At 65.0% G+C, this 23,518-nt stretch carries 23 protein-coding genes and 1 pseudogene; 12 read left to right on the plus strand and 12 right to left on the minus strand.

The features are described from left to right. Positions 1–49: 49 nt before the first annotated feature. From M2331_RS10280 to M2331_RS10290, 3 genes are all read right to left on the minus strand, one after another. Entirely contained in the window at positions 50–616 is a 567-nt protein-coding gene (locus tag M2331_RS10280; RefSeq protein ID WP_181560195.1) for an FKBP-type peptidyl-prolyl cis-trans isomerase, read from the minus strand. Positions 617–682: 66 nt separating this feature from the next. Next, a complete protein-coding gene (gene rpsU / locus M2331_RS10285; protein WP_181560196.1) occupies positions 683–889 on the minus strand; it encodes a 30S ribosomal protein S21 in 207 nt (68 codons plus the stop codon). 176 nt (positions 890–1,065) lie between these two features. Then, complete coding sequence (locus M2331_RS10290) at positions 1,066–2,799, minus strand: bifunctional metallophosphatase/5'-nucleotidase (RefSeq protein WP_264587557.1); 1,734 nt, start codon at positions 2,797–2,799, stop codon at positions 1,066–1,068. 174 nt (positions 2,800–2,973) lie between these two features. Here M2331_RS10290 and M2331_RS10295 point away from each other — a divergent pair, with 174 nt between their 5' ends. The 8 genes from M2331_RS10295 to M2331_RS10330 all read left to right on the plus strand — a co-directional run bounded on the left by M2331_RS10295 (position 2,974) and on the right by M2331_RS10330 (position 11,573). Next, positions 2,974–3,732, plus strand: a complete 759-nt coding sequence (locus M2331_RS10295) for a class II aldolase/adducin family protein (RefSeq protein WP_181560197.1) — start codon at positions 2,974–2,976, stop codon at positions 3,730–3,732. A 58-nt stretch (positions 3,733–3,790) separates the two neighbouring features. Further along, complete coding sequence (locus M2331_RS10300) at positions 3,791–5,893, plus strand: prolyl oligopeptidase family serine peptidase (protein ID WP_181560198.1); 2,103 nt, start codon at positions 3,791–3,793, stop codon at positions 5,891–5,893. 10 nt (positions 5,894–5,903) lie between these two features. Continuing rightward, a complete protein-coding gene (locus M2331_RS10305; protein WP_181560199.1) occupies positions 5,904–6,464 on the plus strand; it encodes a (2Fe-2S)-binding protein in 561 nt (186 codons plus the stop codon). A gap of 121 nt (positions 6,465–6,585) precedes the next feature. Beyond that, the gene (locus M2331_RS10310) at positions 6,586–7,527 is read left to right on the plus strand and encodes an RcnB family protein (RefSeq protein ID WP_264570871.1); all 942 of its coding nucleotides are present in this window, start codon (positions 6,586–6,588) and stop codon (positions 7,525–7,527) included. 149 nt (positions 7,528–7,676) lie between these two features. Next, complete coding sequence (locus tag M2331_RS10315) at positions 7,677–8,366, plus strand: prolyl hydroxylase family protein (protein WP_181560200.1); 690 nt, start codon at positions 7,677–7,679, stop codon at positions 8,364–8,366. Positions 8,367–8,526: 160 nt separating this feature from the next. Then, entirely contained in the window at positions 8,527–8,967 is a 441-nt protein-coding gene (locus tag M2331_RS10320; protein ID WP_181560201.1) for an RcnB family protein, read from the plus strand. Positions 8,968–9,152: 185 nt separating this feature from the next. Then, positions 9,153–10,985 (plus strand): DUF885 domain-containing protein, encoded by a 1,833-nt coding sequence (locus M2331_RS10325; protein WP_181560202.1) that lies wholly within the window; start codon positions 9,153–9,155, stop codon positions 10,983–10,985. Between the two features lie 141 nt (positions 10,986–11,126). Further along, entirely contained in the window at positions 11,127–11,573 is a 447-nt protein-coding gene (locus M2331_RS10330; RefSeq protein WP_181560203.1) for a hypothetical protein, read from the plus strand. A 43-nt stretch (positions 11,574–11,616) separates the two neighbouring features. On the opposite strand, the gene M2331_RS10335 is transcribed toward M2331_RS10330, so the two are convergent. Then, positions 11,617–13,218, minus strand: a complete 1,602-nt coding sequence (locus M2331_RS10335) for a lysine--tRNA ligase (RefSeq protein WP_181560204.1) — start codon at positions 13,216–13,218, stop codon at positions 11,617–11,619. A 179-nt stretch (positions 13,219–13,397) separates the two neighbouring features. On the opposite strand from M2331_RS10335, the gene M2331_RS10340 reads away from it, so the two are divergent. Beyond that, positions 13,398–13,757, plus strand: coding sequence for a PilZ domain-containing protein (locus M2331_RS10340; RefSeq protein ID WP_181560205.1), 360 nt, complete (start codon positions 13,398–13,400; stop codon positions 13,755–13,757). A 15-nt stretch (positions 13,758–13,772) separates the two neighbouring features. On the opposite strand, the gene M2331_RS10345 is transcribed toward M2331_RS10340, so the two are convergent. Beyond that, the gene (locus M2331_RS10345) at positions 13,773–13,985 is read right to left on the minus strand and encodes a hypothetical protein (protein ID WP_181560206.1); all 213 of its coding nucleotides are present in this window, start codon (positions 13,983–13,985) and stop codon (positions 13,773–13,775) included. Further along, positions 13,982–14,431 carry a DUF983 domain-containing protein gene (locus M2331_RS10350; RefSeq protein WP_181560207.1) on the minus strand — a complete coding sequence of 150 codons (450 nt, stop codon included), beginning with the start codon at positions 14,429–14,431 and terminating at the stop codon, positions 13,982–13,984. The genes M2331_RS10345 and M2331_RS10350 overlap by 4 nt, the downstream gene beginning before the upstream one ends. A gap of 80 nt (positions 14,432–14,511) precedes the next feature. Here M2331_RS10350 and M2331_RS10355 point away from each other — a divergent pair, with 80 nt between their 5' ends. Genes M2331_RS10355 through M2331_RS10365 form a run of 3 tightly spaced genes read left to right on the plus strand, consistent with a single transcriptional unit; the run spans position 14,512 to position 19,288 of the window. After that, entirely contained in the window at positions 14,512–15,885 is a 1,374-nt protein-coding gene (locus M2331_RS10355; protein ID WP_181560208.1) for a PLP-dependent aminotransferase family protein, read from the plus strand. A 56-nt stretch (positions 15,886–15,941) separates the two neighbouring features. Next, positions 15,942–18,740, plus strand: coding sequence for an ATP-dependent DNA helicase (locus tag M2331_RS10360; RefSeq protein WP_181560209.1), 2,799 nt, complete (start codon positions 15,942–15,944; stop codon positions 18,738–18,740). Continuing rightward, complete coding sequence (locus M2331_RS10365; RefSeq protein ID WP_181560210.1) at positions 18,737–19,288, plus strand: SixA phosphatase family protein; 552 nt, start codon at positions 18,737–18,739, stop codon at positions 19,286–19,288. The genes M2331_RS10360 and M2331_RS10365 overlap by 4 nt, the downstream gene beginning before the upstream one ends. A gap of 286 nt (positions 19,289–19,574) precedes the next feature. Here the strand turns inward: M2331_RS10365 and M2331_RS10370 are convergent. The 6 genes and pseudogenes from M2331_RS10370 to M2331_RS10395 form a co-directional block, all read right to left on the minus strand. Then, a pseudogene (locus tag M2331_RS10370) lies at positions 19,575–19,805 on the minus strand (MerR family transcriptional regulator); the annotation flags it as partial. An 85-nt stretch (positions 19,806–19,890) separates the two neighbouring features. Further along, positions 19,891–20,187, minus strand: a complete 297-nt coding sequence (locus tag M2331_RS10375) for an integration host factor subunit alpha (RefSeq protein ID WP_181560211.1) — start codon at positions 20,185–20,187, stop codon at positions 19,891–19,893. A gap of 156 nt (positions 20,188–20,343) precedes the next feature. Next, positions 20,344–21,315 carry a beta-ketoacyl-ACP synthase III gene (locus tag M2331_RS10380; protein ID WP_319800988.1) on the minus strand — a complete coding sequence of 324 codons (972 nt, stop codon included), beginning with the start codon at positions 21,313–21,315 and terminating at the stop codon, positions 20,344–20,346. Beyond that, on the minus strand, positions 21,312–22,358 hold the full coding sequence (gene plsX / locus M2331_RS10385; protein WP_181560212.1) for a phosphate acyltransferase PlsX: 1,047 nt from the start codon (positions 22,356–22,358) through the stop codon (positions 21,312–21,314). The genes M2331_RS10380 and plsX overlap by 4 nt, the downstream gene beginning before the upstream one ends. Positions 22,359–22,380: 22 nt before the next feature. Further along, positions 22,381–22,560 (minus strand): 50S ribosomal protein L32, encoded by a 180-nt coding sequence (rpmF, locus tag M2331_RS10390; protein WP_181560213.1) that lies wholly within the window; start codon positions 22,558–22,560, stop codon positions 22,381–22,383. A gap of 229 nt (positions 22,561–22,789) precedes the next feature. After that, positions 22,790–23,467, minus strand: coding sequence for an MBL fold metallo-hydrolase (locus M2331_RS10395; protein ID WP_319799446.1), 678 nt, complete (start codon positions 23,465–23,467; stop codon positions 22,790–22,792). Between the last annotated feature and the right edge of the window lie 51 nt (positions 23,468–23,518).

A 23,518-nucleotide genomic window follows, 5' to 3' on the forward strand; every position in this document is an offset into this window, starting at 1 on the left:
GCGGGAATGGGATGTGTGAAGCGGACGCCAGATCGGCGCCCCTTTGCCATCAGGGCTGCGGCATCTCCGGCGCGCCCGGCGGCATGGCGCTTGGGGCACCCGGACCTCCGCCCTGCTGCTGCATCATCTGCTGCATCTGCATCATCTGCTGGGCCTGCATGACCTCGGCGCGGGATTTGAACTCAAGCAGCTTGATCTCGAACTGCAAGGGCGTGTTCGGCGGGATGACGCCGCCCGGAGGAGGACTGTCGCCATAAGCCAGCTCGGCGGGGATCCACGCACGGATGCTGCCGCCACGCTTAAGCAGGGTCACGGCTTCCGCAAAGCCGGGGACCAGCGACTGCAGGTCCATCGGCGCGCTCTCATTCTCGTCGAACACCGTGCCATCGGGCAGCGTGCCCTTATAGGCCACGAGCGCAAAATCATCGAGCGTGGGGCTTTCGCCCGACCCTTGCGTGATCATCTGGTAGCGCAGGCCGCTGGCGGTATGACCGAACTGGCGGCTGCCGGCCCAGGCCAACACCGCCGCAACGGCCAGCACCAGCACGACCGCAAGCCAGAAACGACGAACCGAACCGCGCCGGATGGGCTGCAAGGGAACCGCCGTGACGGACATGGGCCGTGCCTCTTCTTATTGAAACCGGGAGAATCAACAGGGCCGCAAGCGCGGCCCTGGAGTAACTTAACGGGCGCCGTCGCGCTCGGCGCGCTTGCGCTCCAGCTTGCGGGCACGACGGATGGCCGCAGCCTTCTCGCGCGCACGCTTCTCGGAGGGCTTCTCATAGTGACGACGGAGCTTCATCTCGCGATAAACGCCCTCACGCTGCAGCTTCTTCTTGAGCGCCCGCAGCGCCTGGTCGACGTTGTTGTCGCGCACGATGATTTGCATAAGCTCGTCAGTCTCCAGTTCTATCGCTTGTCCGCAGGGACCGGAGCACACTCCGGACGCGGTATCAATCTGCCTAAAATAACATACGCCGCGACAATCTGCCACGGCGGAACGGGCTGCCCTTATCAGGGTGACCTTACCGGATCAAGACCGGAAAGGCTTGGAAAAGGCCACAATCATTGCGGTGTGACATTGCGGATGCGGTCCAGGGCAGGTGGGCCGCGATGCGAGTCGCTGGCGATATACACCTCCAGCGCGTCCACATCCACCGGCCCTTCCGCCAGCACCGGCGCCGGCGCGAACAGGCGCAGGCCATCACCGCCCTGCGCGATGAAATTGTTCATGGCGACCCGGTAAGTGCCCTCGTCGCGCAATGCCGCGCCATTCAGGCGGATGTTGAAGACGCGTGCGCCGGCGGGACGGCTGGCATCGAACTCATAGCTGAATCCCCTGGAAACGCTGAGGATCGACGGGCGATCACCACGGGTGAACTGCTGCTCCAGCGCGGCACGGATGTCTGCCCCCGAGAGCTGCTTGACGAGCACCACATTGCCGAAGGGCTGCGCGGAGTAGAGATCGCCAAAGCGCACGCTGCCATCGGCCAAGGGCGCGACGGGCGCGCGCAATCCGCCGGGATTCATGAGGGCCAGCTGCGCCCCGCCCCGCTCCGGCGCTTGCACGGAGGCCAACTGCGCATCGGCGATGAAGTTGCCGAGCGTGCTCTGGCCGCTCACATCGGCGATCTGGGTCAGGCTGCCGGCCAGCTTGCCGACGACTCGGTCGCTCACGCTGGAGGCCGCCGTGCGATAGCGCGCCACGAGATCGGTCAATTCGGGCTGGGCGACAGGCGCATCCTCGCGCTGCTCCACGAGAAGGTTCTCGGCCCGCTTGTCGACCAGCCGATGTGCGGCGACATCATAATCGAGCGTGATGCGGGTGAGCAGCGTGCCATATTGACCCGCGCTGGTGGCGAGCAAGGGCCGGCTGGGATCAACCGTGCCATAGCGGCAGACATAGGCCTGATGGGTATGCCCGGAAATCACGAGATCGAAAGCAGGATCGAGCCGCGCCATGATCTGCGGCAGCGGTCCGGAGAGCGAGCCGCAATCGCCGGGATCGCCCTCCCCACCCGGATAGCCGCCTTCGTGGATCAGCAGCACCAATATCTCTGCCCCGGCCTGCTTGAGCGCGGCGACATAGCTGTTCGCCGCCTCCGCCTCATCAAGAAAGCGCAGATTGGCAACACCGCTCGGCGCCACGATCTCCGGCGTGCCCTTGAGCGTGACGCCGACAAAGCCGACGGTCACCGTCTTGCCGCCCGCGAGGGCAAAGCGCTTGAGGCCATAAGCCGGGAACAAGGTCTGCCCATCGGCCTGCTGCACGTTCGCCGCAAGAAAGCCAAAGCGCGCGCCGGGGAAATCGCTCATCACCTGGCAGGGCTGCAATCGTGTAAACTGCGTGCAGCCGCCGGTCTGCATCCGGCGCAGCTCGTCCGGCCCGCGATCGAACTCATGATTGCCCACCGAGTTGAAATCAACGCCGACCGTGTTCATCACGCGGATCGTCGGCTCATCGAGGAAATGGCCGGAGATGAGTGGCGAGGCGCTGATCATGTCGCCGGCGGAGACCACGGCGCTGTTGGGATTCTCGGCCCGCAGGCGGGAGACGGCCTGCGCAAAGTGGATCGCGCCGCCCGCTGCCGTGCGCGGCGCATCGGCAGCGGCGCCCGGTGGGAGCACGGTCTGTCCGACCGTATCGATATGGCCGTGAAAATCATTGAAGGCGATGATCTGCAGCCGCGCAATACTGTCGCCCGCCGGGGATGCGGGCCGCTGCGCCGTCTGTGCGCAGGCGCCGAGCAGAAGAAGGCCAAGCGGCAGGCTGGCGCGGATCATCGAGGAAAATTGCATCGTCACTCGTCCATAGCTGGCGAAAAGCGGGTCTCTGTTAGCAGATGCTCCGGGTCATCGCAGTGACAGCGGCACAGGCCGCCGCCTTTCACTCGACAACCCGCCCTCTCCCGCGCATCATCCAAGCCATCGCCCCACGAGACCCAGGAGGGTCCGGCGCAAGGAGAGAGGATCATGGCCGCAGCCGCCCAAACACACCCAATGAGCGATGCCGAATGGCAGGCCCGCCAGCAACTGGCCGCCTGCTACCGCATCTTTGCGCATATGGGCTGGGACGAACTGATCTATAATCACATCTCGCTGCGCGTGCCGGGCGAAGAGCAGGCGTTTCTCATCAACCCTTTCGGCCTCCATTATTCGGAGGTCAAGGCATCCAATCTCGTCAAGATCGACATTGACGGCAACACGCTGGATGGCAGCCCGCACCCGGTCAACCGCGCGGGCTTCGTGCAGCACAGCGTCTTCCACCGCCATGTGCCGGATGCGCATTGCATCATCCACACCCATACCACGGCAGGCATGGCCGTCTCATCCACGCAGGAAGGGCTGCTGGCGACGAACTTCTACGCCGGTTTCCTCGTCGGCAACATCGCCTATCATGATTTCGAGGGCGTGACGGTGCGCCCGGAGGAAGGTGCGCGCCTCGTCGCCAATCTAGGTGACAAGCGCTTCATGATCCTGCGCAACCATGGCTTGCTGGTGATGGGCCAGACGTTGCCGGAGGCATTCCTGCGCTATTTCGTGTTCGAGCGGGCTTGCGAGATCCAGCTTGCCACGCGGCAGGCCGGGACGCCGCTCATCATCCCGGACGAGGTGCTGGCTGTGCACAAGCGGGACATGTTTTCCGCCATCCCGGCCGAGCGGTTCGGGATGCTCGACTTTGCCGCGATGGTCCGCGTGATCGACCGGATCGACCCGAGCTGGCGCGACTGAGCATTGCTCCGGCACGCCGCTGGTGGCAATCAGGGGCGTGTTTCCGGGAAGATTCTCCATGAAGGTATTGGCAATGGCGGCTGCGATCACCCTCGCAAGCGGAACGACGGCGGCTACGGCAGACACTGTGGCGCAGGACGACCCCTTCCTCTGGCTCGAGGACTGGCATGGCGAGAAGTCCATGGCCTGGGTGGAAGCGGAGAATGCGCGCACCGTGAACGTGCTTCAGAACGACCCCAATTACCCCGGCATGGTGAAGGACGCGATCGCCATCGCCACCGCGACCGACCGCATTCCGATGCCGAGCCTGATCGGCGGGCGCATCTATAATTTCTGGCGGGATGCCGCGCATCCGCAGGGCATCTGGCGGCACGCCAGCGTCAGCGAGTATGCGCAGGCCAGCCCGCGCTGGACGACCGCGCTCGATCTCGACGCGCTGAGCAAGGCCGAGGCGAAGAAATGGGTGTGGAAAGGCGCGACCTGCCTAGAGCCGGATGAGCGGCGTTGCCTGATTTCGCTATCTGACGGTGGCGAGGATGCCACCGACATTCGCGAGTTCGATCTCACCACCAGCACCTTCGTCAAGGGCGGTTTTGCGCTCTCCACCTCTAAGCAGGGTGTGGACTGGGTGGATGCCGACACGCTCATCGCCTCGCGCGACTGGGGCGAAGGCACGCTGACGGCATCGGGCTATCCGTTCGTCGTCAAGACGCTGAAGCGCGGCGCGCCGCTGAGCGATGCCACAGAGGTGTTTCGCGGCGCGAAGGAGGATGTCGGCGTGTGGCCGGCGGTGCTGAACGACGGCGCAGGCAATCGCGCGGTGATTCTTGTGCGCTCGCGGACCTTCTTCGAGAATGATTACATCCTCGTCACGCCCCAGGGCGTCCGCAAACTGCCGCTGCCGGCGAAGTCCACACTCTCGGGCATGATCGCCGGCCGGGTGATCCTCAAGACCAGCGAGCCTTGGCGCAGCGGCGGCGTGGACGTGCCGACCGGTAGCGCGGTGGCGATCTCGCTCGATGATCTGCGCGCCGAGCGGACGCAGGTGCCCCAAATATTGTTCGCACCGGGCGCCCGGCAATCGGTCGAGCAGGTCGCCACGACCCGCGACCATGTCATCCTCGCCACCACCGACAATGTGCGTGGCCGCGCCGCCGTATTGACGCCGACCGCGACGGGCTGGACATCGACTGCGCTGACGCTGCCCGACAATGCCTCCATCGGTATCGCGGCGGCCAGCGACCGGGACAATGCGGCCTATCTGTCTGTCACCGGTTTTCTTCAGCCGACAACGCTCTGGCAGATCGATGCCGCCAAGCCGGCGCCGGTGCAGGTGAAGGCCCTGCCCGCGCGCTTCGATGCCAGCGGGCTGGTGGTTGAGCAGTTCGAGGCCAGTTCCACCGACGGAACGAAAATCCCCTATTTCATCGTCCACCGCGAAGGCATGGCGCGCGATGGCAGCACGCCGACGATCATGACGGCTTATGGCGGGTTCGAGGTTTCCTACACGCCGTCCTACTCCGCGCTGATCGGCAAGCTCTGGCTGGAGCGGGGCGGCAGCTTTGTCATCGCCAACATCCGTGGCGGCGGGGAGTTCGGACCAGCCTGGCATCAGGCGGGGCTCAAGACCAAGCGCCAGATCATCTATGATGATTTTGCGGCTGTGGGTCAGGACATCTTCGCGCGCAAGCTCTCAAGCCCCAAGAAGTTCGGCATCTTCGGCGGCTCCAATGGCGGGCTGCTGATGGGCGTGGAGTTCAACCAGCATCCCGAGCTGTGGAATGCGGTGGTCATTCAGGTGCCGCTGCTGGATATGCTGCGCTTCGAGCAGATCGCCGCCGGGCCAAGCTGGGTCGATGAATATGGCAGCGTCTCGGTGCCGGAGGAAAAGGCGTTCCTGAAGACCATCTCGCCCTATCATAATGTGGTGAAGGGCAAGGCGTACCCAGAACCCTATATCTGGACGACGACTAAGGACGACCGCGTCGGCCCGCAGCACGCTCGCAAGTTCGCGGCGCGGCTCAAGGATTATGGCATCCCCTACCTCTTCTACGAGGACACAGCGGGCGGCCATTCCGGCGATGCGGACATCGAGCAGAGCGCCCGGCTGAAGGCGATGGAGATGGTCTACTTCACCCGCAAGCTCGTCGACGGCAAGTGACGCGGGGCCGATGACCAAGTTCACCGTCAACGACCGCCCGGTCGAATATAAGATGGACCCGCAGACGCCCTTGCTGTGGGCATTGCGGGACGCCTCCAATCTCACCGGCACCAAATATGGCTGTGGCACGGGCGACTGTGGCGCCTGCACAGTCGACATTGACGGTCTCGCGATCCGCTCCTGCCAGGTCACGATCGCCGCGATGGAAGGCCGGTTCGTCACAACCATCGAGGCGCTGTCGCCCGATCGCAGCCATCCTGTGCAGCAGGCCTGGGCAGCGCAGATGGTGCCGCAATGCGGTTACTGCCAATCCGGCATGATCATGGCGGCCTCCGTGCTGCTGCGCCGGAACAGCAACCCGACCGACGCGCAGATCGACGCGGCGATGACCAATATCTGCCGCTGCGGCACCTATCCGCGCATTCGCGAGGCGATCAAGCAGGCGGGGCGCATCATGCGTGGTGAGGAGCGCGTGGCGGCCGCGCCTGCACCGGGCATCGCGCCGGCAGACGCCGCGCGCCATGTGCCAGCCATGACGCCGCCCAATGACGGGCGCTCGACCGCCGATTGAGCGTCCCGCTGCGAGACAAGCTTTCGCATCGCTGTCAGCAATGTTCAGCATGACGACAGCGGCCTTGTCGTAAACACATCCTTAATGGCGAAGAACCGCCTGCTTTGAGGATGTAACCACGATGAGCCGTCTTTTGACCTTCGGCCTGCTGGCTTCCACCATGCTGGCCACAGCGCCGGTTGCTGCGCAGGAGCGCAGCGCCAACCGGGGCGACTGGATCCGTAACCAGAACCAGCAGGAGCAATCCGCCCCGCGGCAGGATGGCGGCGATCGCCGGCGTGACTGGTCCGGACAGCGCGGTGGACCGTCGCGCGGCGAGGGCATGCGCCCACAGCCGGCTCCGCAGCAGCGCGCGCCCGCTACGGTGACCACGACCCGCGTCGCGCCGTCCGATGCGCCCCGCCCCAATTGGCAGGACCGTCGCGCACCCGACCAGGCCGGACGGCCCGACAGGCCCGAGCAGCGCGAGCGTCCCCGGGATCAGCCGCGCAGCTGGAATGACACCAGCCGGAACAATGCCAACTGGCGTGACGATAGCCGCCAGCAGGCCGAGAACCGCGCCGAATGGGAACGTCGCCGCGAGCAGGCCAATCGGGATGGCAACCGCACCGACTGGCGAGACCGCGACGACGCGCGCCGCTGGGATGGTCGCCGCGACAATGACTGGCGACGCAATGACAGCACCAGCCGGGACCGCGCCGACTGGGAGCGGCAGCGCCTGAACGAGCGCCAACGCTGGGCCGACCAGCGCCGCTGGGACAATCGCTGGCGCAACGACCGGCGCTATGACTGGCAGCGCTACCGTACGCAGTATCGCTCGGTCTACCGGATGCCGACCTATTACGCGCCCTATGGCTGGAACTACGGCTATCGCCGCTTTTCGATCGGCATCTACCTGAATGACATGCTGTTCGGGCGGAATTACTGGATCAGCGATCCCTATGAGTACCGCCTGCCGCCCGTCTACGGCTCGCTGCGTTGGGTGCGCTATTATGACGATGCGCTGCTGGTCGACACGCGTGACGGCTATGTCGTCGATGTGATCCACGACTTCTTCTGGTGAGCGGGTCGGCACCCGCACCAAGCCCTTCCTGAGCGGCCTTCAGGAAAGACTGGGCCGGTTCCCGCTTCGGCAGGGGCCGGTCCTTTTTTGGGTGCGGGCGCACCGCCTCCCCCTTGCTAAGCCCGGGATCGGGATGGCAGGAGACAGGCATGAAGCAAGATTGGCCAGATGACGCGGAACTTCCCTCGCAAGCCCGCGCGGAGATCGGGGTCCGCGTGCGCCAGCGCCTCTCCCGCAACCCGATGATCAGCCGGGTGCAGACCGAGCGGGCCGAGATGTTCCTGCGCCACGGGCTGGTGACGCCCAAGGAATGCACCGAGCTGATCGGCAAGATCGATGCAGGGTGCAAACCCTCCAAGCTGTTTTCCGGCACCGAGTCGGGATATCGCACGAGCAGCAGCTGCAATCTCGATATCTACGATCCACTCGTGGTCGCGGTGACGAAGCGCATCGACGCGCTGATCGGCATCGAAGGCGACTATGGCGAGCTGCTGCAGGGCCAGCGTTATTACGAGTCCCAGCAATACCAGCTCCATTGCGATTATTTCCCCGCGAAGGTGCACTATTGGCCGGCGATGCGGGCGACCGGCGGACAGCGCTGCTGGACGGCGATGGCCTATCTGTGCGACGTCGAAGCGGGCGGCGAGACGCAATTTCCGCGCCTCGGCGTGACCATTCCGCCCCGCACTGGCACGCTGCTGATCTGGAACAATATGACAGCGGACGGCAGCCCCAATTACGATACGCTGCATGCTGCCCTGCCCGTTACCAAAGGCGCCAAATATGTCGTGACCCGCTGGTATCGCGAGCGCCCCTGGGAACCGCGCAATAAACCGTGACTCCGGGTTCAGCCACGCGGGGAACCTCAGACAAATTGCGACACTTATGAGCGAAAGCTGACACAGGCGTTCGCGCGCCATTCAGCCCGTCGAGCCGATAAGGATCAGGCGACCAAGGCCGCAGAATGAGGCGCCTGGCCGGCACTGAAAGGAGTGTCACATGATGAAAAAGTTTCTGCTCGGCGGGCTTGCAGCCCTCACCCTCATCCCCACCACCGCGATGGCCCAGCCCTATCATGCCCAGGACCGGCAGGATGTGCGGGAAGCTCGTCGCGACGTGAACGACGCCCGTCGCGATGTTCGCGATGCCAAGCGTGACCTGCGCGACGCCCGCTGGGACTATCAGCGCGAGGTGCGCGACTATAATCGCGAGCGCCCGTGGCGCGCGGCCCCGTTCAAATATCAGAACTTCAAGGCAGGCGTCACCATTCGGCCCGTCTATTACGGCCGCAGCTATGTCGTGAATGACTGGCGCCGCTTCCACTGGGATGCCCCCCGTGCGAACCAGGTCTGGGTGCGCCATTATGACGACGCGCTGCTCGTGAATACGCGCACCGGCAGGGTCGTGAAGGTGATCCACAACGCCTTCCGTTACCGCTGACCACGCGTCCCTTTTCGGGATGGGAATGAAGAGGGCCGCGCCGACATTCGGCGCGGCCCTTTTTATGCGCCTGAGCATGCTTCCGCACGACGAAACGAGCCGGTCGAGCGTTGTGATGAACAGCGCGCGGCGCTACGCATCCAAGCATGCGATCCCCCGATCGACCTTCCCGGAAAGGATTTCCCATGTTCCGCGCCCAGCGCCTTACCCGCAGCCTCTCGTTGCTACTTGCCGCCGCCGCTTCCGCCACGCCCCTGCTGGCCCAGACGCTTGCGGCGCAACCCGCCGGCCAGACTGCCTCCAGCGAGGATCAACGCCTGACCGCGCTCTTCGCTCGCGCCAATGAGGCCACGCTCGCCAACAACCCGCTCGACGCGCTGTTTCGGGGTGATATGCGCCACGCCGACCGCATGGGCGATTATATCAGCGATGCCTATTTCGCGACCGAGCGCAAAATCGCGCAGGACAATCTCGCCGCTCTCCACGCAATCAACCGCGACCGGCTGAACGCCCAGAACAAGATTGCCTATGATGTGTTCGAGTGGGAAGTGCAGGACAAGCTGACGAAACTCAGCCCGCCGCTGGTCAACATCAGCGCGGTCATCCCGATCAATCATTTCACGGGGCTGCACACCTTCTACCCCACCCTGTCGTCCGGCAAGGGCGCGGCGCCGTTCAAGACGCTCGCCGACTATGAGAACAACCTCAAGCGCCACAAGGACTATGTCCGCTACCTCGACCGTGCGATCGGCCGCTTCCGCGAGGGCATGGCGAGCGGCGTTGTCGAGACCAAGCTGACCATCGGCAATACGATCTCGCAGCTCGATGCGCTGCTGGCCCAGCCGGTTGAGGACTCGCCTTTCTACCAGCCGGTGAAGGATTTTCCCGAGGACATCGCGCCGGCTGACCGCCATCGGCTGACCAAGGCCTATCGGGATGCGCTGATCAATGAGATCAACCCTGCCCAGAAGCGGCTGCGCGACTTCCTGAAAGCGGACTATCTGCCGGTGGCACGCGACGGCGTTGGTCTCAGCGCCATGAAGGGTGGCGCGGAGCTTTATGCCGCGCTGGTCAAGAGCATGACGACGCTGCCGCTCACGCCGGATTATATCCACAACCTCGGCCTTTCGGAGGTCGCGCGCATCCGCAGCGAGATGGAGCAGGTGCGGGACGAGGTGGGCTTCAAAGGCACGCTCGGCGCCTTCTTCACCCATTTGCGCGAGGCCCCGGAATTTCACCCCAAATCCCGCGAATGGATGACGGAGGAATTCTACCGCATCGGCAAGATCGTCGATGAAAAGGTGCCGAGCCAGTTCTCCACCCTGCCCAAGGCAAAGCTGGAAATCCGGCCTTACCCCGAGTTCCGCGAGAAGTTCGAGGCGGGCGGCTCCTATGAGAATGGCACGCCCGATGGCTCGCGCCCCGGCGTCTTTTACTTCAACGCCTATGATCTGCCCTCCCGCAGCATTCCGGGCATGACGACGCTCTATCTGCACGAAGGCGCGCCGGGCCATCACTTCCAGATCAGCCTCGCGCAGGAAAATGCCAGCCTGCCCGACTTCATCCGCTTCGGCGGCAACACGGCCTATGTTGAAGGCTGGGCCCTCTACGCCGAGACGCTGGGCTATGATTTCGGGCTGTTCAAAGACCCCTATCAGCGCATGGGCCATCTTGACGACGAGATGCTGCGTGCGATGCGGCTGGTGGTGGATACCGGCATCCACGCCAAGGGCTGGACTCGCGATCAGGCCATTGCGTACATGCTCGACAACAGCTCGATGGGGAAGACGGACGCCACCGCCGAGGTCGAGCGCTACATCGCCATGCCGGCCCAAGCCCTCTCCTACAAGATCGGCGCGCTGACCATCCAGCGGCTGAAGAAGAAGGCGCAGGCGGCGCTTGGTGACCGGTTCGACGTCAAAGCCTTCCACAATCAGGTGCTGATGACCGGCGCGCTGCCGATGAGCGTGCTGGAGCGAAAGATCGACGACTGGATTGCCCACGCCAAGGCTCGGTAATCAGCCGTGCCCCGAGTGCACCCGGTGGCCCCGCCCAAGCGAGAGCCACCGGGATTGACGGCGATGTCGGCCCCAATCACTATTGCAATTCGTTCGCAATAGCATATCCTGCCAGCCTTCATTCTGCTGGAAGGGGTCGCCATGACCAGGGATTTATCCGCTCTTTTCGCCTTTCGGGACCTGCGGTCCTTTCCGTTGACGGCCATGCACCTCATCATGGCCGCGCGGCTGTGCATTATCTACAGCCAGTCAGGCCGTGATCCTGTGCCGGACCTCGCCGTCCGCTTGCGGTCCATGGATGCCGCCCGGCGCGTCATTCTGCTCGTGCGGGGATTGCAGGAGGGCTGGCCCGAGCATTTCCTCGTGCATCGCCCCTGCGCGATGTCGCTCAGCCCTGACGAGGCGCTGCTTGGCGATCTGGCGGTGACGGCGATCCAGGGCGACGAGGCGGAGGCCACGCGCCTGCTGCGCGAGACGCTGCCCTGCGATGTCACGCATTTCCTCTTTCACCAGACCGTCGCTGCGGTGGCGGCCATCCGGTCTGCGCAATTGCAGCCGCATCGCCCCGAGAACCGATGCGGCTGCTGAACGCGGGGAAAGCTGGAGGGTAGCTTGCCCCCCGTTCTGCCGATTATGCGGCAGCCAGATCCAGCGCCTGGGCAATCAGCTTGCGGCTGTTTGCAATGCCATAGAGCGCGATGAAGCTGCCCATGCGTGGCCCCTGCTGGGCGCCGAGCAAGGTCTCATAGAGCGCCTTGAACCAGTCGCGCAGCTGCTCGAAGCCGTAATGCGGGTCCTTGCCGATCTCGTACACGATATTCTGGATGTCTTCGGCCGAGGCGTCGTCCGGCAAAGCGGCGAGCTGGGCATCCAGTTCGCGCAGGGCCAGCGCTTCGTTGGGCTCCGGCGCGCGGCGCTTGAGCGTGGGCGCGACGAAATCGCGATTATAGGCCAGCGCATTGCGCACGAGGCCGGCGACGCGCGGATAGCGCTCCACGGAGGCATCAGGCGCGTAATTGCGCAGATAGGCCCACACCTGATGCTCGGTCGCATCGGCGCCCATGACGCCGACCAGATTGAGGAGCAGGCCGTAGGTAACCGGCAGCGGATCGTCCGCCACCTGCCCGCCATGGACATGGTGAACGGGATTGCCGAGGCGCTTGTCCACGGCCTGCGTGGCATAGGCCGAGCGGAACTGCTCATAATCGTCGACCGCGCGCGGAATGACGCCGATGTGCAGCGACTTGGCCGCCTTGGGCTCGCGATAGATATAGAAGGCCAGGCTCTCTTCCGAGCCATAGGTCAGCCACTGTTCGATGCTGAGACCATTGCCCTTGGACTTGGAGATCTTCTCCCCCTTCTCGTCCAGGAACATCTCGTAGTTGAAGCCCTCGGGCGGGCGTCCGCCGAGCGCGCGGGCAATCTTGGAGCTTTGCGTGACGCTGTCGATCAGATCCTTGCCGGCCATCTCATAATCGACGCCGAGCGCCACCCAGCGCATCGCCCAGTCGACCTTCCATTGCAGCTTGGCGCCACCGGAGAGGATGCTCTGCTCGATCGTTTCGCCATCATCCTCGAAGCGGACGATCCCGGCATCGGCATCGACGACCTCGACCGGAACCTGCAGCACGATGCCGCTCTTCGCGCTGATCGGCAGCACCGGCGAATAGGTTGCCTGCCGCTCCTTGCGCAGCGTGGGCAGCATGATGTCCATGATCGCCTGATAGTTGCGCAGCACGTTGCGCAGGGCGTCATCGAACTGGCCGCCGCGATACCTGTCGGTCGAGGAGACGAACTCGTAATCGAACCCGTAGCGATCGAGGAATGCGCGCAGCATCGCATTATTGTGATGCGCGAAGCTCTCATATTTCTCGAACGGATCGGGCACCTGGGTGAGCGGTCGGCCGATATGCTCGGTCAGCATTGCCTGATTGGGGACATTGTCCGGCACCTTGCGCAGCCCGTCCATATCATCGCTGAAGGCAATGAGGCGCGTGGCCGCGCCGGTGATTTCCTCGTAGGCGTGGCGGACCATGGTGGTGCGCTGCACCTCATTGAACGTGCCGATATGCGGCAGGCCCGAGGGGCCATAGCCGGTCTCGAACAGCATCGGCGCACCGCTCGGCTTGCCCTGCGGATAGCGCTTGAGCAGCTTGCGCGCTTCTTCATAGGGCCAGGCCTTGGAGACCTTCGCGGCCTCCCGCAGTTGAGCGGCATAATCAGCATCAGTCATGCGGCGAGCCTCTAGCGCCAAGAGCGCGCGCGCAACAACCAAAAAGGCCGGAGAGCAAAAAACAGAAATGCGACGAAACGAAAATTTTACCAATTGGTGTAAGACATCGTGAACGTCCGCCGGAGACGCAAAACCCCTGGGGAGGGGAGAATCGGGTGGGCTTGTGTGGGAGTCTCACCGTGGACCATAAGATCGACCGGCCGCAGCGCGTCTGCGTCCAAGTTCCTGTTATCATAACGACCGTGCTCGACGTGCAGGAGGCCACCTTGGTAGACCTGACCGAAGATGGCGGCCTAATTTCAGGATGCAGCCTGAGCGAAGGCACACGCTTCCAGATCGATTATATGAGCGAGACGATCTATGCCCAGTCCATCTGGCATGAGGTTGACCGCACCGGCTGCCGATTCATTTTCCCGCTAAGGGATGGCGCGCTCTATCAGCATCTCGAACTGGCCCGATCAGCCCTTTTCGCGGAAAGTGCGGCCTTCGCGGATGCGAGCGCTGGCCCAATCCGCGGTTTTGGGCGCCGCCTCGCCTGAGTCCCGTCTTTTACCTCAACATTCCTCGCCGACGAGCCGCCGGCCGTTGCGCCGGACCGGGGGGCCGGACTCGGGCTGAAGAATCTTGAGCAGGGCAAGCGCGAGCCGGACTTCCACGAAATCATCGCCCGCGCCCGTCGCGACCCGCTGAGCCTCTTCGGCAAAGCCGCTGTCGCGCAGATGCTGTGCTGCGGCCTTGCGGGCCAGATCGATGGGGGCAGCCGTCACGGCCGGTCGCCCGAAGGCGCGACCAGCGGGCCATCCGCGCCATAAGGGCGCCAGGGTTGCGACACCCGCCCTTCCCGCGCCTTGAAGAAATATTGGCTGCAGATCAGCCAGCCCTTGAGCGGCCGCAACGGCAGGATGCAGGTCGCAAGCACCAGCGGCAGGGTGGTGACCAGATGCAGCCACAGCGGCGGATCGGCCTTCACCTGCAGCACGAGAGCGAAAACGACCGCAGGCACGCAGGCGAAGCAGATTACGAAGAAAGCGGGGCCATCGGCCGGCTCGGCATAATCATATGAGAGCCCGCAGACCTCACAGGAGTCGCGGATCGTCAGGAATCCCTTAAATAGCCGGCCCTGCGCGCAGCGTGGGCAGCGGCCGCGCAACCCGGTGCGCACGGGGTCATGCCGAGGCCCGTTTTCTTGCTCTTGCGTGGTCAGGTTCGACATGGCGATTGCTCCATTTCCTTTGGCAATCAGATAGGCAATATGTAGGTATCATCCCACCATACATAAAACGGGCGCTTGCCATGCAGAACTGGGTTGCCCTGATCCGCACCGAGAAATTCCGCGCGGACCATGGACCAAAATATGCGGCCATTGCCGATGCTCTGCGCGGCGCAATCCATTCCGGCGAGTTGCGCCCCGGAGAACGCCTCCCCGCGCAGCGCGATCTGGCGGCGCAGCTCGGCGTGGACCTGACGACGGTGACGCGCGCTTACACGCTGGTGCGCGAGGCCGGGCTGATCGAAGGCGCCGGGAAACTCGGCAGCTTCGTGCGCAATGACATCGCTCTGCCCCGCTTTGGCGAAACCGCGAGCGACCGGGGCATGAATGTGCCACCGCAGCCGGGCTTCAACCTGCTGCCCCAGGCGATCCACCATGGCATGGCCAGCCTGCTGCGTGCCGGTCGCCATTCCCCGATCCTCCAGTATCAGCCGAGCCTAGGCAACATCGCGGACCGCGCGCAGGGGGCTGAGCGGCTGGCGGTGGCGGGCTTACCGAGCGAGGCGGACCAGATCGCCATCACGGCAGGCGCCCAACATGCCCTGCACGGGCTGGTCCATAGCATTTTGGAGCCGGGCGACCGACTGTGCTGCGCGCCGTTCATCTATCCCGGCATGATCGCGCTGGCACGGCGGCGGGGGCTGGTGCTCACGCCCGTCGATGCCGATGATGAGGGGCTGATACCGGACGCACTAGACGCTGCCCTGCGCGAGGGCGCGCGCACCGTCTATATCACGCCGACCAATGACAATCCCACCTGCATCACCATGGGATTGCGGCGGCGGGAGGAGATTGCCGCCATCATTGCCGCGCATGGCGCGACGCTGATCGAGGACGATGCCTATGGGCAGCTCTGCCGCGCTGCCCATCCGCCCTGCGCAGCGCTGATCCCGGCGCAAAGCTGGTATATTGCCGGCACGTCCAAGCTCATCTCGCCGGTCTTGCGCGTCGCGCATGTTCGCGCGCCCTCCGCAGAGCAGAATCTGCAACTGGGCGCGGCGCTCGGTGACAGCGCCGTGATGGCGCCGCCGTTGAACGTCGCGCTGGTCAGCCACTGGTTGCGCGAAGGGTTGTTCAGCGCGCTGATCGATGGCGTGAGGGACGAAGCGGTAGTGCGGCACCGGCTCGTGACGCGCCATCTGGCCGGCCTGCCCTACCGGATGCAGCCCGAGGGCTACCATCTCTGGCTGGACCTGCGCGATGCCAGCGGACGGGCGCCGGATATCGACGCGCTGATTGGTGTGCTGGGTGGCATGGGCCTTTCTGCCGTGGCCGGCAGTGCGTTCGCCGTTGAAGATGGCGCGTCCACGCATATGCGCCTGTCCGTCGGCGGCGCGCTCGACCATGGGGCGATCGAACGTGCGCTGCGACACCTCCGGGACCGACTGGGGCGTTGAGTTCGACCACCGGCCGCCGGTTATGCGGTAAAATAACCGAACGGCGCGTTCCCCTTATGGACCAAGCACGCTATGGCTGCCGGGTGTCCCCATCCGATCCGATCCTGCCGGGCCTGCCACCGGCGCTCCATGCCAGCCATGCCGGCATCTGGCTGACCGATGGCAGCGGCGAACAGACCATCGGGCTTGGTCGCGGACAAGCCCTTGCGCGCGCCGCGGATACGCCGCTCCTGCTAGTCAATGCGCCCTTGCTGGGATCGCGATTGGGCTATGCGGATCTCTCTGGCCTCGACCTGCTGGAGCTATTTGCCTTCCTCTTCCCCGCTCAGTTCGTGATTCCCACAGTTGCGGGGCTCGCCCGGGCCATGGGCCTCGCGCCGCCGGCCAGCGACGCCGAGGCGGCGCGGCTCATCCCGCAGATTGCCAGCTCCATGCTCGGCTGGACTGAGCGAGCCGACTGGGCGGAGCGCGAAGGCGCCTGGACCAGCCTCAATCAGCTCGAGCGGTTGCGCTGGAGCTGGGCGTCGCTGCTGCGTCCGCGCATTCGCCAACCGGCTGAGGCCGAGCGATGGCTGTTTACACGCCTGCCGCAATGGGAGGAGCAGGCGCCCCGCCCTGCCCCGCGCCCCGTGACCCTCGACGAGGCGGATGTGCTGGCGCGCCTGCGCAGCCTGACCGGCAGCGGCGCCGAAACGCGGCAGGGCCAGCGCGATTTCGCCGCCGCCGCGTCCGGCAGCTTCGCGCCCCGGCCGCGTGAGGACGCGCCCAACGTGGTGCTGGCGCAGGCGGGCACAGGCATCGGCAAGACGCTTGGCTATCTCGCGCCCGCAACGCTGTGGGCCGAGCAATCCGGCGGGACGGTGTGGATCGCGACCTACACCAAGGCCCTGCAGCGCCAGCTCGACCGCGAAACCCGGCGCCATTATCCCGACGATGCCGCCTTCCGCCGCCATGTCGTCATTCGCAAGGGGCGTGAGAATTACCTCTGCCTGCTCAACCTGGAAGATGCCCTGCAGGGCGGCTTCGCCGGGCGCGCGGCGGTGCTGGCGCAGTTCGTGGCGCGCTGGGCGGGCTATACGCGCGACGGGGATATGGTCGGGGGCGATCTGCCGGGCTGGCTGATGGCCCTGTTTCGCCGTGCGGGTGCGACAGCGCTCACTGACCGGCGCGGCGAGTGCATCTATGCAGGCTGCCCGCATTTCCGCACCTGCTTCATCGAGCGGGCGACCCGCGCCAGCCAGAATGCGGACATTGTGATCGCCAATCATGCACTGGTGATGATCAACGCCGCGCGCGGGCGGGAAGCGCAGGGCACGCCGACCCGGATCGTCTTCGACGAGGGGCACCATCTGTTCGACGCGGCGGACTCGACCTTCGGCGCGGCACTCACCGGGCGCGAGGCGATCGAACTGCGGCGCTGGATCATGGGGCCGGAAAGCGAGCGCAAGGGGCGCCGGCGCGGCCTCGCCGCCCGTCTTTCCGATGTCGCAAGCTATGACGAGGAAGGTGCCGAGGCCATCGACGCCGCCCGCGAAGCCGCTCGCGCGCTGCCGGGCGAGGACTGGCTGCGCCGCGTCGTCGAGCATGGCGCCGAGGGAGCGATCGAGGCGGTGCTCGCCGCCGTGCGCGACACCGTCTACGCCCGCGCCGAACGGGACGGACGCGACACCGATCCGGGCTATGGGCTGGAAGTGGACCTGAGCGAAGCGGACGGGGCACTGATCGATGCTGCCACGGATGCCGCGCGCGCGTTGGAGGCGCTGCTCGGGCCGCTCCAGCGGCTGGGCAAGCGCCTCGTCGCCGTCATTGAACTGGCGCCGGACTGGCTGGATGGCCCGGCACGCGCGCGCATCGATGGCGCGATCTCCGCCCTTGGCTGGCGGTGCGATCTGCTGCGCGCCTGGATTGCGCTCCTGCTGCGCGTCGGCGGGCCGCCCGAGCCGGCCTTTGTCGACTGGCTGGCGGTGGATCGCGTCGAGGGCAAGGAATATGACATCGGCCTGCACCGCCACTGGCTGGACCCGACCAAGCCGCTGGCCGAGACGGTGATGCGGCCGGCCCATGGCGTGCTCGTCACGTCGGCGACGCTGCGGGCCGGCGGAGATACCCAGACGGCCGTCGAGCGATCGGGCGCGGTGCATCTGGGGCGCGCGCCGCAATGGTTCGAGGCGGCCAGCCCCTTCGACTATGCGCGACAGAGCGAGGTGCTGATCGTCACCGACATCAAGCGCGGCGACCTGCCCGCGCTGGCCGGTGCCTATGCACGGCTGATCGAGGCAGCGGGCGGCGGGACGCTGGGGCTGTTTACGGCCATTCGCCGGCTGCGCTCCGTGCAGAAGCGCATTGCCGACCGGCTCGCCCGTGCCGGGCTGCCGCTCTATGCGCAGCATGTCGACCCGTTCGACCCCGCAACCCTGATCGACATGTTCCGGGACGATGCGCGCGCTTCTCTGCTCGGCACGGACGCGCTGCGTGACGGGATCGACGTGCCGGGCGATTCGCTGCGGTTGGTGGTGATGGAAGGCGTGCCCTGGGCCAAGCCCTCGGTCCTCCACGCGACGCGGCGGCAAGCCAGTGGTGAGTCAACCGCCTATGACGATCGGCTGGTCCGCGCCCGCCTCGCCCAGGCATTCGGGCGGCTGATCCGCCGGGGTGACGACAGCGGCCAGTTCGTGATGCTCTCCTCGGCCATGCCCAGCCGATTGTTGAGTGCTTTTCCACCCGATGTCCCCATCCTGCGCATTCCGCTCGATGAAGCCATCGCTCGCGTGCGCTCACGCCTTGGTTCCTCGGCCGATATCGGGCAGAGACCGCTGGACGGATCTTATGAGACTAGGGTGTCCACCGAGGAATGAAGACGGTTATCGTTCTGCGCCATGCCAAGTCTGACTGGAGCGATGCCGCGCTGCGCGACTTCGACCGCGGGCTGAACGGCCGCGGCGAACGCGCGGCGGCCGTGATGGGCCAATGGGCCGCCGGTCACGGCGTGACCTTCGAGACGATCATCGCATCCCCCGCCGTCCGCGTGACGCAGACATTAGCGCGTTTTCGCGACGCTTATGGCCCCTGCCCCGAACCCATGCGTGACATGCGGCTCTATCTGGCTTCCGCCGGAACCATAGCAGAGGTGTTGAGCGAAACCGCGCCGGACCGGGCCTCGGTTCTGTTGGCCGCCCACAGCCCCGGCCTTGAGGATTTCATCCTGACGGCCAGCGGCCAAGAGCGGCTGGCCGGAATGCGCGCATCCGTCGAAACGAAATTCCCGACCGCCGCCATGGCCGTGCTGACCTTCGATGTGGCGGGCTGGGCGGACCTCGCCAGCGGATTCGCTGATGCGGCGACGCTTGAAGCCTTTGTACGGCCACGCGATCTAGATCCGAGTCTGGGGCCGGACCAGCGCTGAGTCGGAAGCGCTGACAGGCCGCTCAACCGGGGTTGAGCGCCTCTTCGAGATTGTTGCGGATGACCCTCAGCCTTGCGATCACCGTGGAGATGTCCGGCGAGGCTGGCGAGCGCGGGCGGACCGGCTGATCGACGGCCGTCCCTGAAAACAGGTCGTCCATTGCCGTCCGTGCCGGACTGGAACGCCCGTCGCTCGCTGAGGGCGCAGGCCCTTGCACGAGCCGCTCAGCGGGTTGCGCTGCGTCTGCCTCAGGGGAGGAAGGCGCCGACGCCGCCTTGCGCACGCTGGCCAAGGCCCGCTGCGCACCCGGCACAGTAAAGCCTTCCTCATTCAACAGTCGATGGATCCGACGCGCAAGTTCCACGTCCGCCGGCCGATAATAGCGGCGATTACCAGAACGCTGGAGCGGACGAAGCTGCGGGAACCGGGTCTCCCAGTAGCGCAAGATATGCTGCGCCACGCCCAGTTCACGAGCAAGCTCTCCAATCGTCAGAAACGCGCCGTCATCTTTGGCCATGCCTTATTCTGCAACGAGATACGCGCGCGGGTCAATCCGCGACCGACCGCACGAGCCCATCACGCGACAGTTAACCGTGAGATATTCAGGCGCCGGCGACGCGTTCGCGCAGCGTCTGGCTCGGCCGGAAGGTGAGAACCCGCCGCGGCGTGATCGGCACCTCGACGCCGGTTTTCGGATTGCGCCCGACGCGCTCGTTCTTGTCGCGCAGCACGAACGTCCCAAAACCGGAAATTTTGACATTCTCGCCTTGCTCAAGTGCCTCACTCACAAGGTCGAGCACCTGCTCGACAATCTGCGCGGATTCAGACCGCGAGAGGCCGATCTGGCGGTTGAGCCGATCAGCGATCTCAGCGCGGGTCAACGTTTCTTCTGAACTCATTTCGCCCCCAAATAACGAAACCAAGCGCGCCCTGTCCCCCAACAGGCCACATCGCCGTCTCTGCGGCAGAAACTCTTACAATGCAATCGGCAAGAATCGAAACAAGCCGCAGTTATTTCGCGATATTATTGAAAAATAAGATTATCAGAACACGGGCTAAAACCGCAGGGCGCTGGCGCCCCAGGTAAAGCCGCCGCCCATTGCTTCCAGCACGAGGAGATCGCCCCGCTTGATGCGCCCGTCCCGTACGGCGGTATCGAGCGCCAACGGGACCGACGCGGCCGAGGTGTTGGCATGCTGATCGACGGTGACGATCACCCGCTCTGCCTCCAGCCCGAGCTTGCGCGCCGTGGCATCGAGAATGCGGGCATTGGCCTGATGTGGGACCACCCAGTCGATATCCTCGACTGCGATATCGGCCGCCTCGAGCACTTCGCGGAGCACCTGCGCAAGGTTGATGACCGCGTGGCGGAAGACGTCCTGCCCCTTCATCCGCAGCTTGCCGACCGTTCCCGTGGTCGAGACGCCGCCGTCGGTATGGAGCAGGCAGTTGTGCCGGCCATCGGCGTGGAGGCGACTGGCGAGGATGCCCCGCCCGGTCTCCTCATCGGTATCCTGCCCGCGCAGCAGCACCGCGCCCGCACCATCACCGAACAGCACGCAGGTGCCGCGATCTTCCCAGTCGAGCAGCCGGCTCATCGTCTCCGAGCCGATCACCAGCGCGGTCTTTGCCGCGCCGCCACGGATCATGTTGTCCGCGACAGTCAGCGCGTAAAGAAAGCCCGAGCATACCGCTGCCACGTCGAATGCGACGCAATCATTGATGCCCAAACCGGTCTGAACGCGCGTGGCAGTCGCCGGGAAGGTCTGATCAGGCGTGGTGGTCGCCAGGATGATGAGATCGACCTCAGTGGCCGGGACATTTGCGGCCTGCAGCGCCTTGCGCGCCGCCTCGACCGCGAGCGTGGAGGTCGTTTCGCCCTCCCCAGCGAGATGGCGAGCATGAATGCCGGTCCGCTCGACGATCCACTCGTCGCTCGTGTCCACTGTCTGCGCCAACTCATGATTGTCGACACGGCGCCGGGGCAGGGCGGACCCGGTCCCTTCGATCACGGACCGCAAGGTCATTTGGCGACCAGTTCCTCTTTTCCAATAGGCCCAACGCGGGCGATGTCCTGCGCGATGCGAGCGCTCAGATCTTCCTCGACCAGCCGCGCGGCGACGTGGACGGCGTTGGCGATGCCCTTTTCGTCGGCACTGCCGTGGCTTTTCACCACCATGCCGTTGAGGCCGAGGAAGACGGCGCCATTATGATTGTTGGGATCAAGATGCACCTTGAGCAGGTGCAGCGCCGGCTTGGAGAGCAGGAAACCGGCCTTGGAGCGCAACGAGCTGGTAAAGGCACGGCGCAGCACGTCGGTTACGAACCGGGCGGTGCCTTCAGCCGTCTTGAGCGCGATATTGCCGGCAAAGCCCTCGGCGACGATCACATCCGCATCGCCCGAGCCGATCTTGTCCCCCTCGATAAAGCCATCGAAGCGGAGCGGCAGGCCGATGCCCTTGCGGAGAACCGCAGCGGCATCGCGAATTTCGTCAGTGCCCTTGAGATCCTCGGTGCCGATGTTGAGCAGGCGCACGCGCGGCATCTCGAGATCGAGCACGACACGGGCGTAAGCGGCGCCCATGACCGCGAATTCAACGAGATTGCGCGCGTCGCACTCGGTGTTGGCACCGAGATCGAGCATGACGACATCATTGTCGCCCAACGTAGGCAGGAAGGCGGCCAAGGCGGGCCGGTCGATCCCCGGCAGCGTGCGCAGGGCAAGCTTGGCAATCGCCATCAGCGCGCCGGTATTGCCGGCGGAGACGGCAGCCTGCGCCTCGCCGTTCTTCACAGCCTGAATCGCCAGGCCCATCGAGCTCTGGCGTGACTGGCGGATCGCCTGACTGGGCTTGTCGCCCGCGTTCACCACCTTGTCGGTGTGAACGATTTCAGCGGCTTGCGAGAGATTGGGGTGGTTGGCGAGCGCGGCACGAATCCGCGTCTCATCACCAAAGAGCAGAAATTGCAGCCCTTCATGCCGACGACGCGCCAAGGCAACGCCCGCGATCATCACGCGGACGCCCTCGTCACCGCCCATCGCATCAATCGCGATCCGCGGCGTCTTCACAGCATGATTCCCCGGTCGGGCCTCAGGCGCCGATCGCGACGATTTCGCGGCCGTTATAGTGCCCGCAAGCGGTGCACAGATTGTGGGGGCGCTTCAGCTCACCACAATTGGGGCATTCCTGATAGGATTCCACGCGCAGCGAGTCATGGCTGCGACGCATGCCGCGCTTGGACGGCGAAGTTTTTCTCTTTGGGACAGCCATGAGGGCACCTGTCTAAAAAACGCAAAACATCAATAACGGGTTCGCTTGCCTGGCCGCCTGCAAAGGCGTCTTGGCGGCCACAGAGGACCGCGGCCAACCGAGAGCCGGGCGTTCGCGAGAGTGAGCGCCTATAGCGCTTTTTCCTGATGGTGCAACCGATTCATTGGACAAACTGGGCGCTTGCGGGACCGAGCCGGACATTGCGTGGCGGGAAGGCCGCGTCGCGCCATCAGTCGCGCACGCCCGTGACGCTGTCGCCCACAAAGGGGTTGCTGGCCCGCTCATGCGCGAAGCTGCTGGGCTGGCCATGACCCGGCACGAAGATCGTCTCACCACCCAGCGGCCAGAGCTTGCGCGTAATCGACGCAATCAGATCCTCATGATTGCCGAGCGGAAAATCGGTGCGGCCGATAGAGCCTTGAAACAGGACATCGCCGACAATGGCGAGCTTTGACGGGCCATGATGAAAGACGACATGACCCGGCGTGTGGCCGGGGCAATGGATGACATCCAGCACCAGCTCGCCGACGGTGACCGTATCCCCATCGACCAGCCAGCGCGTCGGCTCGAACGGCTCGCCGGGTACGCCCCAGCGCTTGCCATCATCATCCAGCCGCGCGATCCAGAAGCGATCATCCTCATGGGGCCCTTCGATAGGCAGGCCCAATTCCTTGGCGAGCACGCCGGCCTGCCCGCAATGATCGATATGACCGTGCGTCACGAGCAGCTTCTCCAGCGTCACGCCGGCATCCGCCACCGCCTTTTTGAGCCGCGCCAGATCACCGCCGGGATCGACCAGCGCGCCACGCATGGTTTTGGTGCACCAGATGAGCGAGCAATTCTGCTGGAGCGGCGTCACCGGGATCATCGCGGCGCGCATCGGCGGATTTTGGGGATCGGCAGTCATGGGCCTTGATCTGGCAGTCGAACCCGCCCAGCGCAAGGGTGGCGGAGCGCC

This window comes from Sphingobium sp. B10D7B (genome assembly GCF_025961955.1).
Lineage (GTDB): Bacteria > Pseudomonadota > Alphaproteobacteria > Sphingomonadales > Sphingomonadaceae > Sphingobium.

Bases quoted from the DNA above. Each gene is read 5' to 3' on its own strand.
- rpmF (WP_181560213.1), bottom strand. From the start codon at position 22,560: ATGGCTGTCCCAAAGAGAAAAACTTCGCCGTCCAAGCGCGGCATGCGT.
- M2331_RS10350 (WP_181560207.1), bottom strand. From the start codon at position 14,431: ATGTCGAACCTGACCACGCAAGAGCAAGAAAACGGGCCTCGGCATGAC.
- rpsU (WP_181560196.1), bottom strand. From the start codon at position 889: ATGCAAATCATCGTGCGCGACAACAACGTCGACCAGGCGCTGCGGGCG.
- M2331_RS10325 (WP_181560202.1), top strand. From the start codon at position 9,153: ATGTTCCGCGCCCAGCGCCTTACCCGCAGCCTCTCGTTGCTACTTGCC.
- M2331_RS10360 (WP_181560209.1), top strand. From the start codon at position 15,942: ATGGACCAAGCACGCTATGGCTGCCGGGTGTCCCCATCCGATCCGATC.
- M2331_RS10280 (WP_181560195.1), bottom strand. From the start codon at position 616: ATGTCCGTCACGGCGGTTCCCTTGCAGCCCATCCGGCGCGGTTCGGTT.
- M2331_RS10315 (WP_181560200.1), top strand. From the start codon at position 7,677: ATGAAGCAAGATTGGCCAGATGACGCGGAACTTCCCTCGCAAGCCCGC.
- M2331_RS10305 (WP_181560199.1), top strand. From the start codon at position 5,904: ATGACCAAGTTCACCGTCAACGACCGCCCGGTCGAATATAAGATGGAC.
- M2331_RS10395 (WP_319799446.1), bottom strand. From the start codon at position 23,467: ATGACTGCCGATCCCCAAAATCCGCCGATGCGCGCCGCGATGATCCCG.
- M2331_RS10290 (WP_264587557.1), bottom strand. From the start codon at position 2,799: ATGCAATTTTCCTCGATGATCCGCGCCAGCCTGCCGCTTGGCCTTCTT.
- M2331_RS10300 (WP_181560198.1), top strand. From the start codon at position 3,791: ATGAAGGTATTGGCAATGGCGGCTGCGATCACCCTCGCAAGCGGAACG.
- M2331_RS10330 (WP_181560203.1), top strand. From the start codon at position 11,127: ATGACCAGGGATTTATCCGCTCTTTTCGCCTTTCGGGACCTGCGGTCC.
- M2331_RS10310 (WP_264570871.1), top strand. From the start codon at position 6,586: ATGAGCCGTCTTTTGACCTTCGGCCTGCTGGCTTCCACCATGCTGGCC.
- M2331_RS10320 (WP_181560201.1), top strand. From the start codon at position 8,527: ATGATGAAAAAGTTTCTGCTCGGCGGGCTTGCAGCCCTCACCCTCATC.
- M2331_RS10355 (WP_181560208.1), top strand. From the start codon at position 14,512: ATGCAGAACTGGGTTGCCCTGATCCGCACCGAGAAATTCCGCGCGGAC.
- M2331_RS10365 (WP_181560210.1), top strand. From the start codon at position 18,737: ATGAAGACGGTTATCGTTCTGCGCCATGCCAAGTCTGACTGGAGCGAT.
- M2331_RS10335 (WP_181560204.1), bottom strand. From the start codon at position 13,218: ATGACTGATGCTGATTATGCCGCTCAACTGCGGGAGGCCGCGAAGGTC.
- M2331_RS10375 (WP_181560211.1), bottom strand. From the start codon at position 20,187: ATGAGTTCAGAAGAAACGTTGACCCGCGCTGAGATCGCTGATCGGCTC.
- M2331_RS10380 (WP_319800988.1), bottom strand. From the start codon at position 21,315: ATGACCTTGCGGTCCGTGATCGAAGGGACCGGGTCCGCCCTGCCCCGG.
- M2331_RS10295 (WP_181560197.1), top strand. From the start codon at position 2,974: ATGGCCGCAGCCGCCCAAACACACCCAATGAGCGATGCCGAATGGCAG.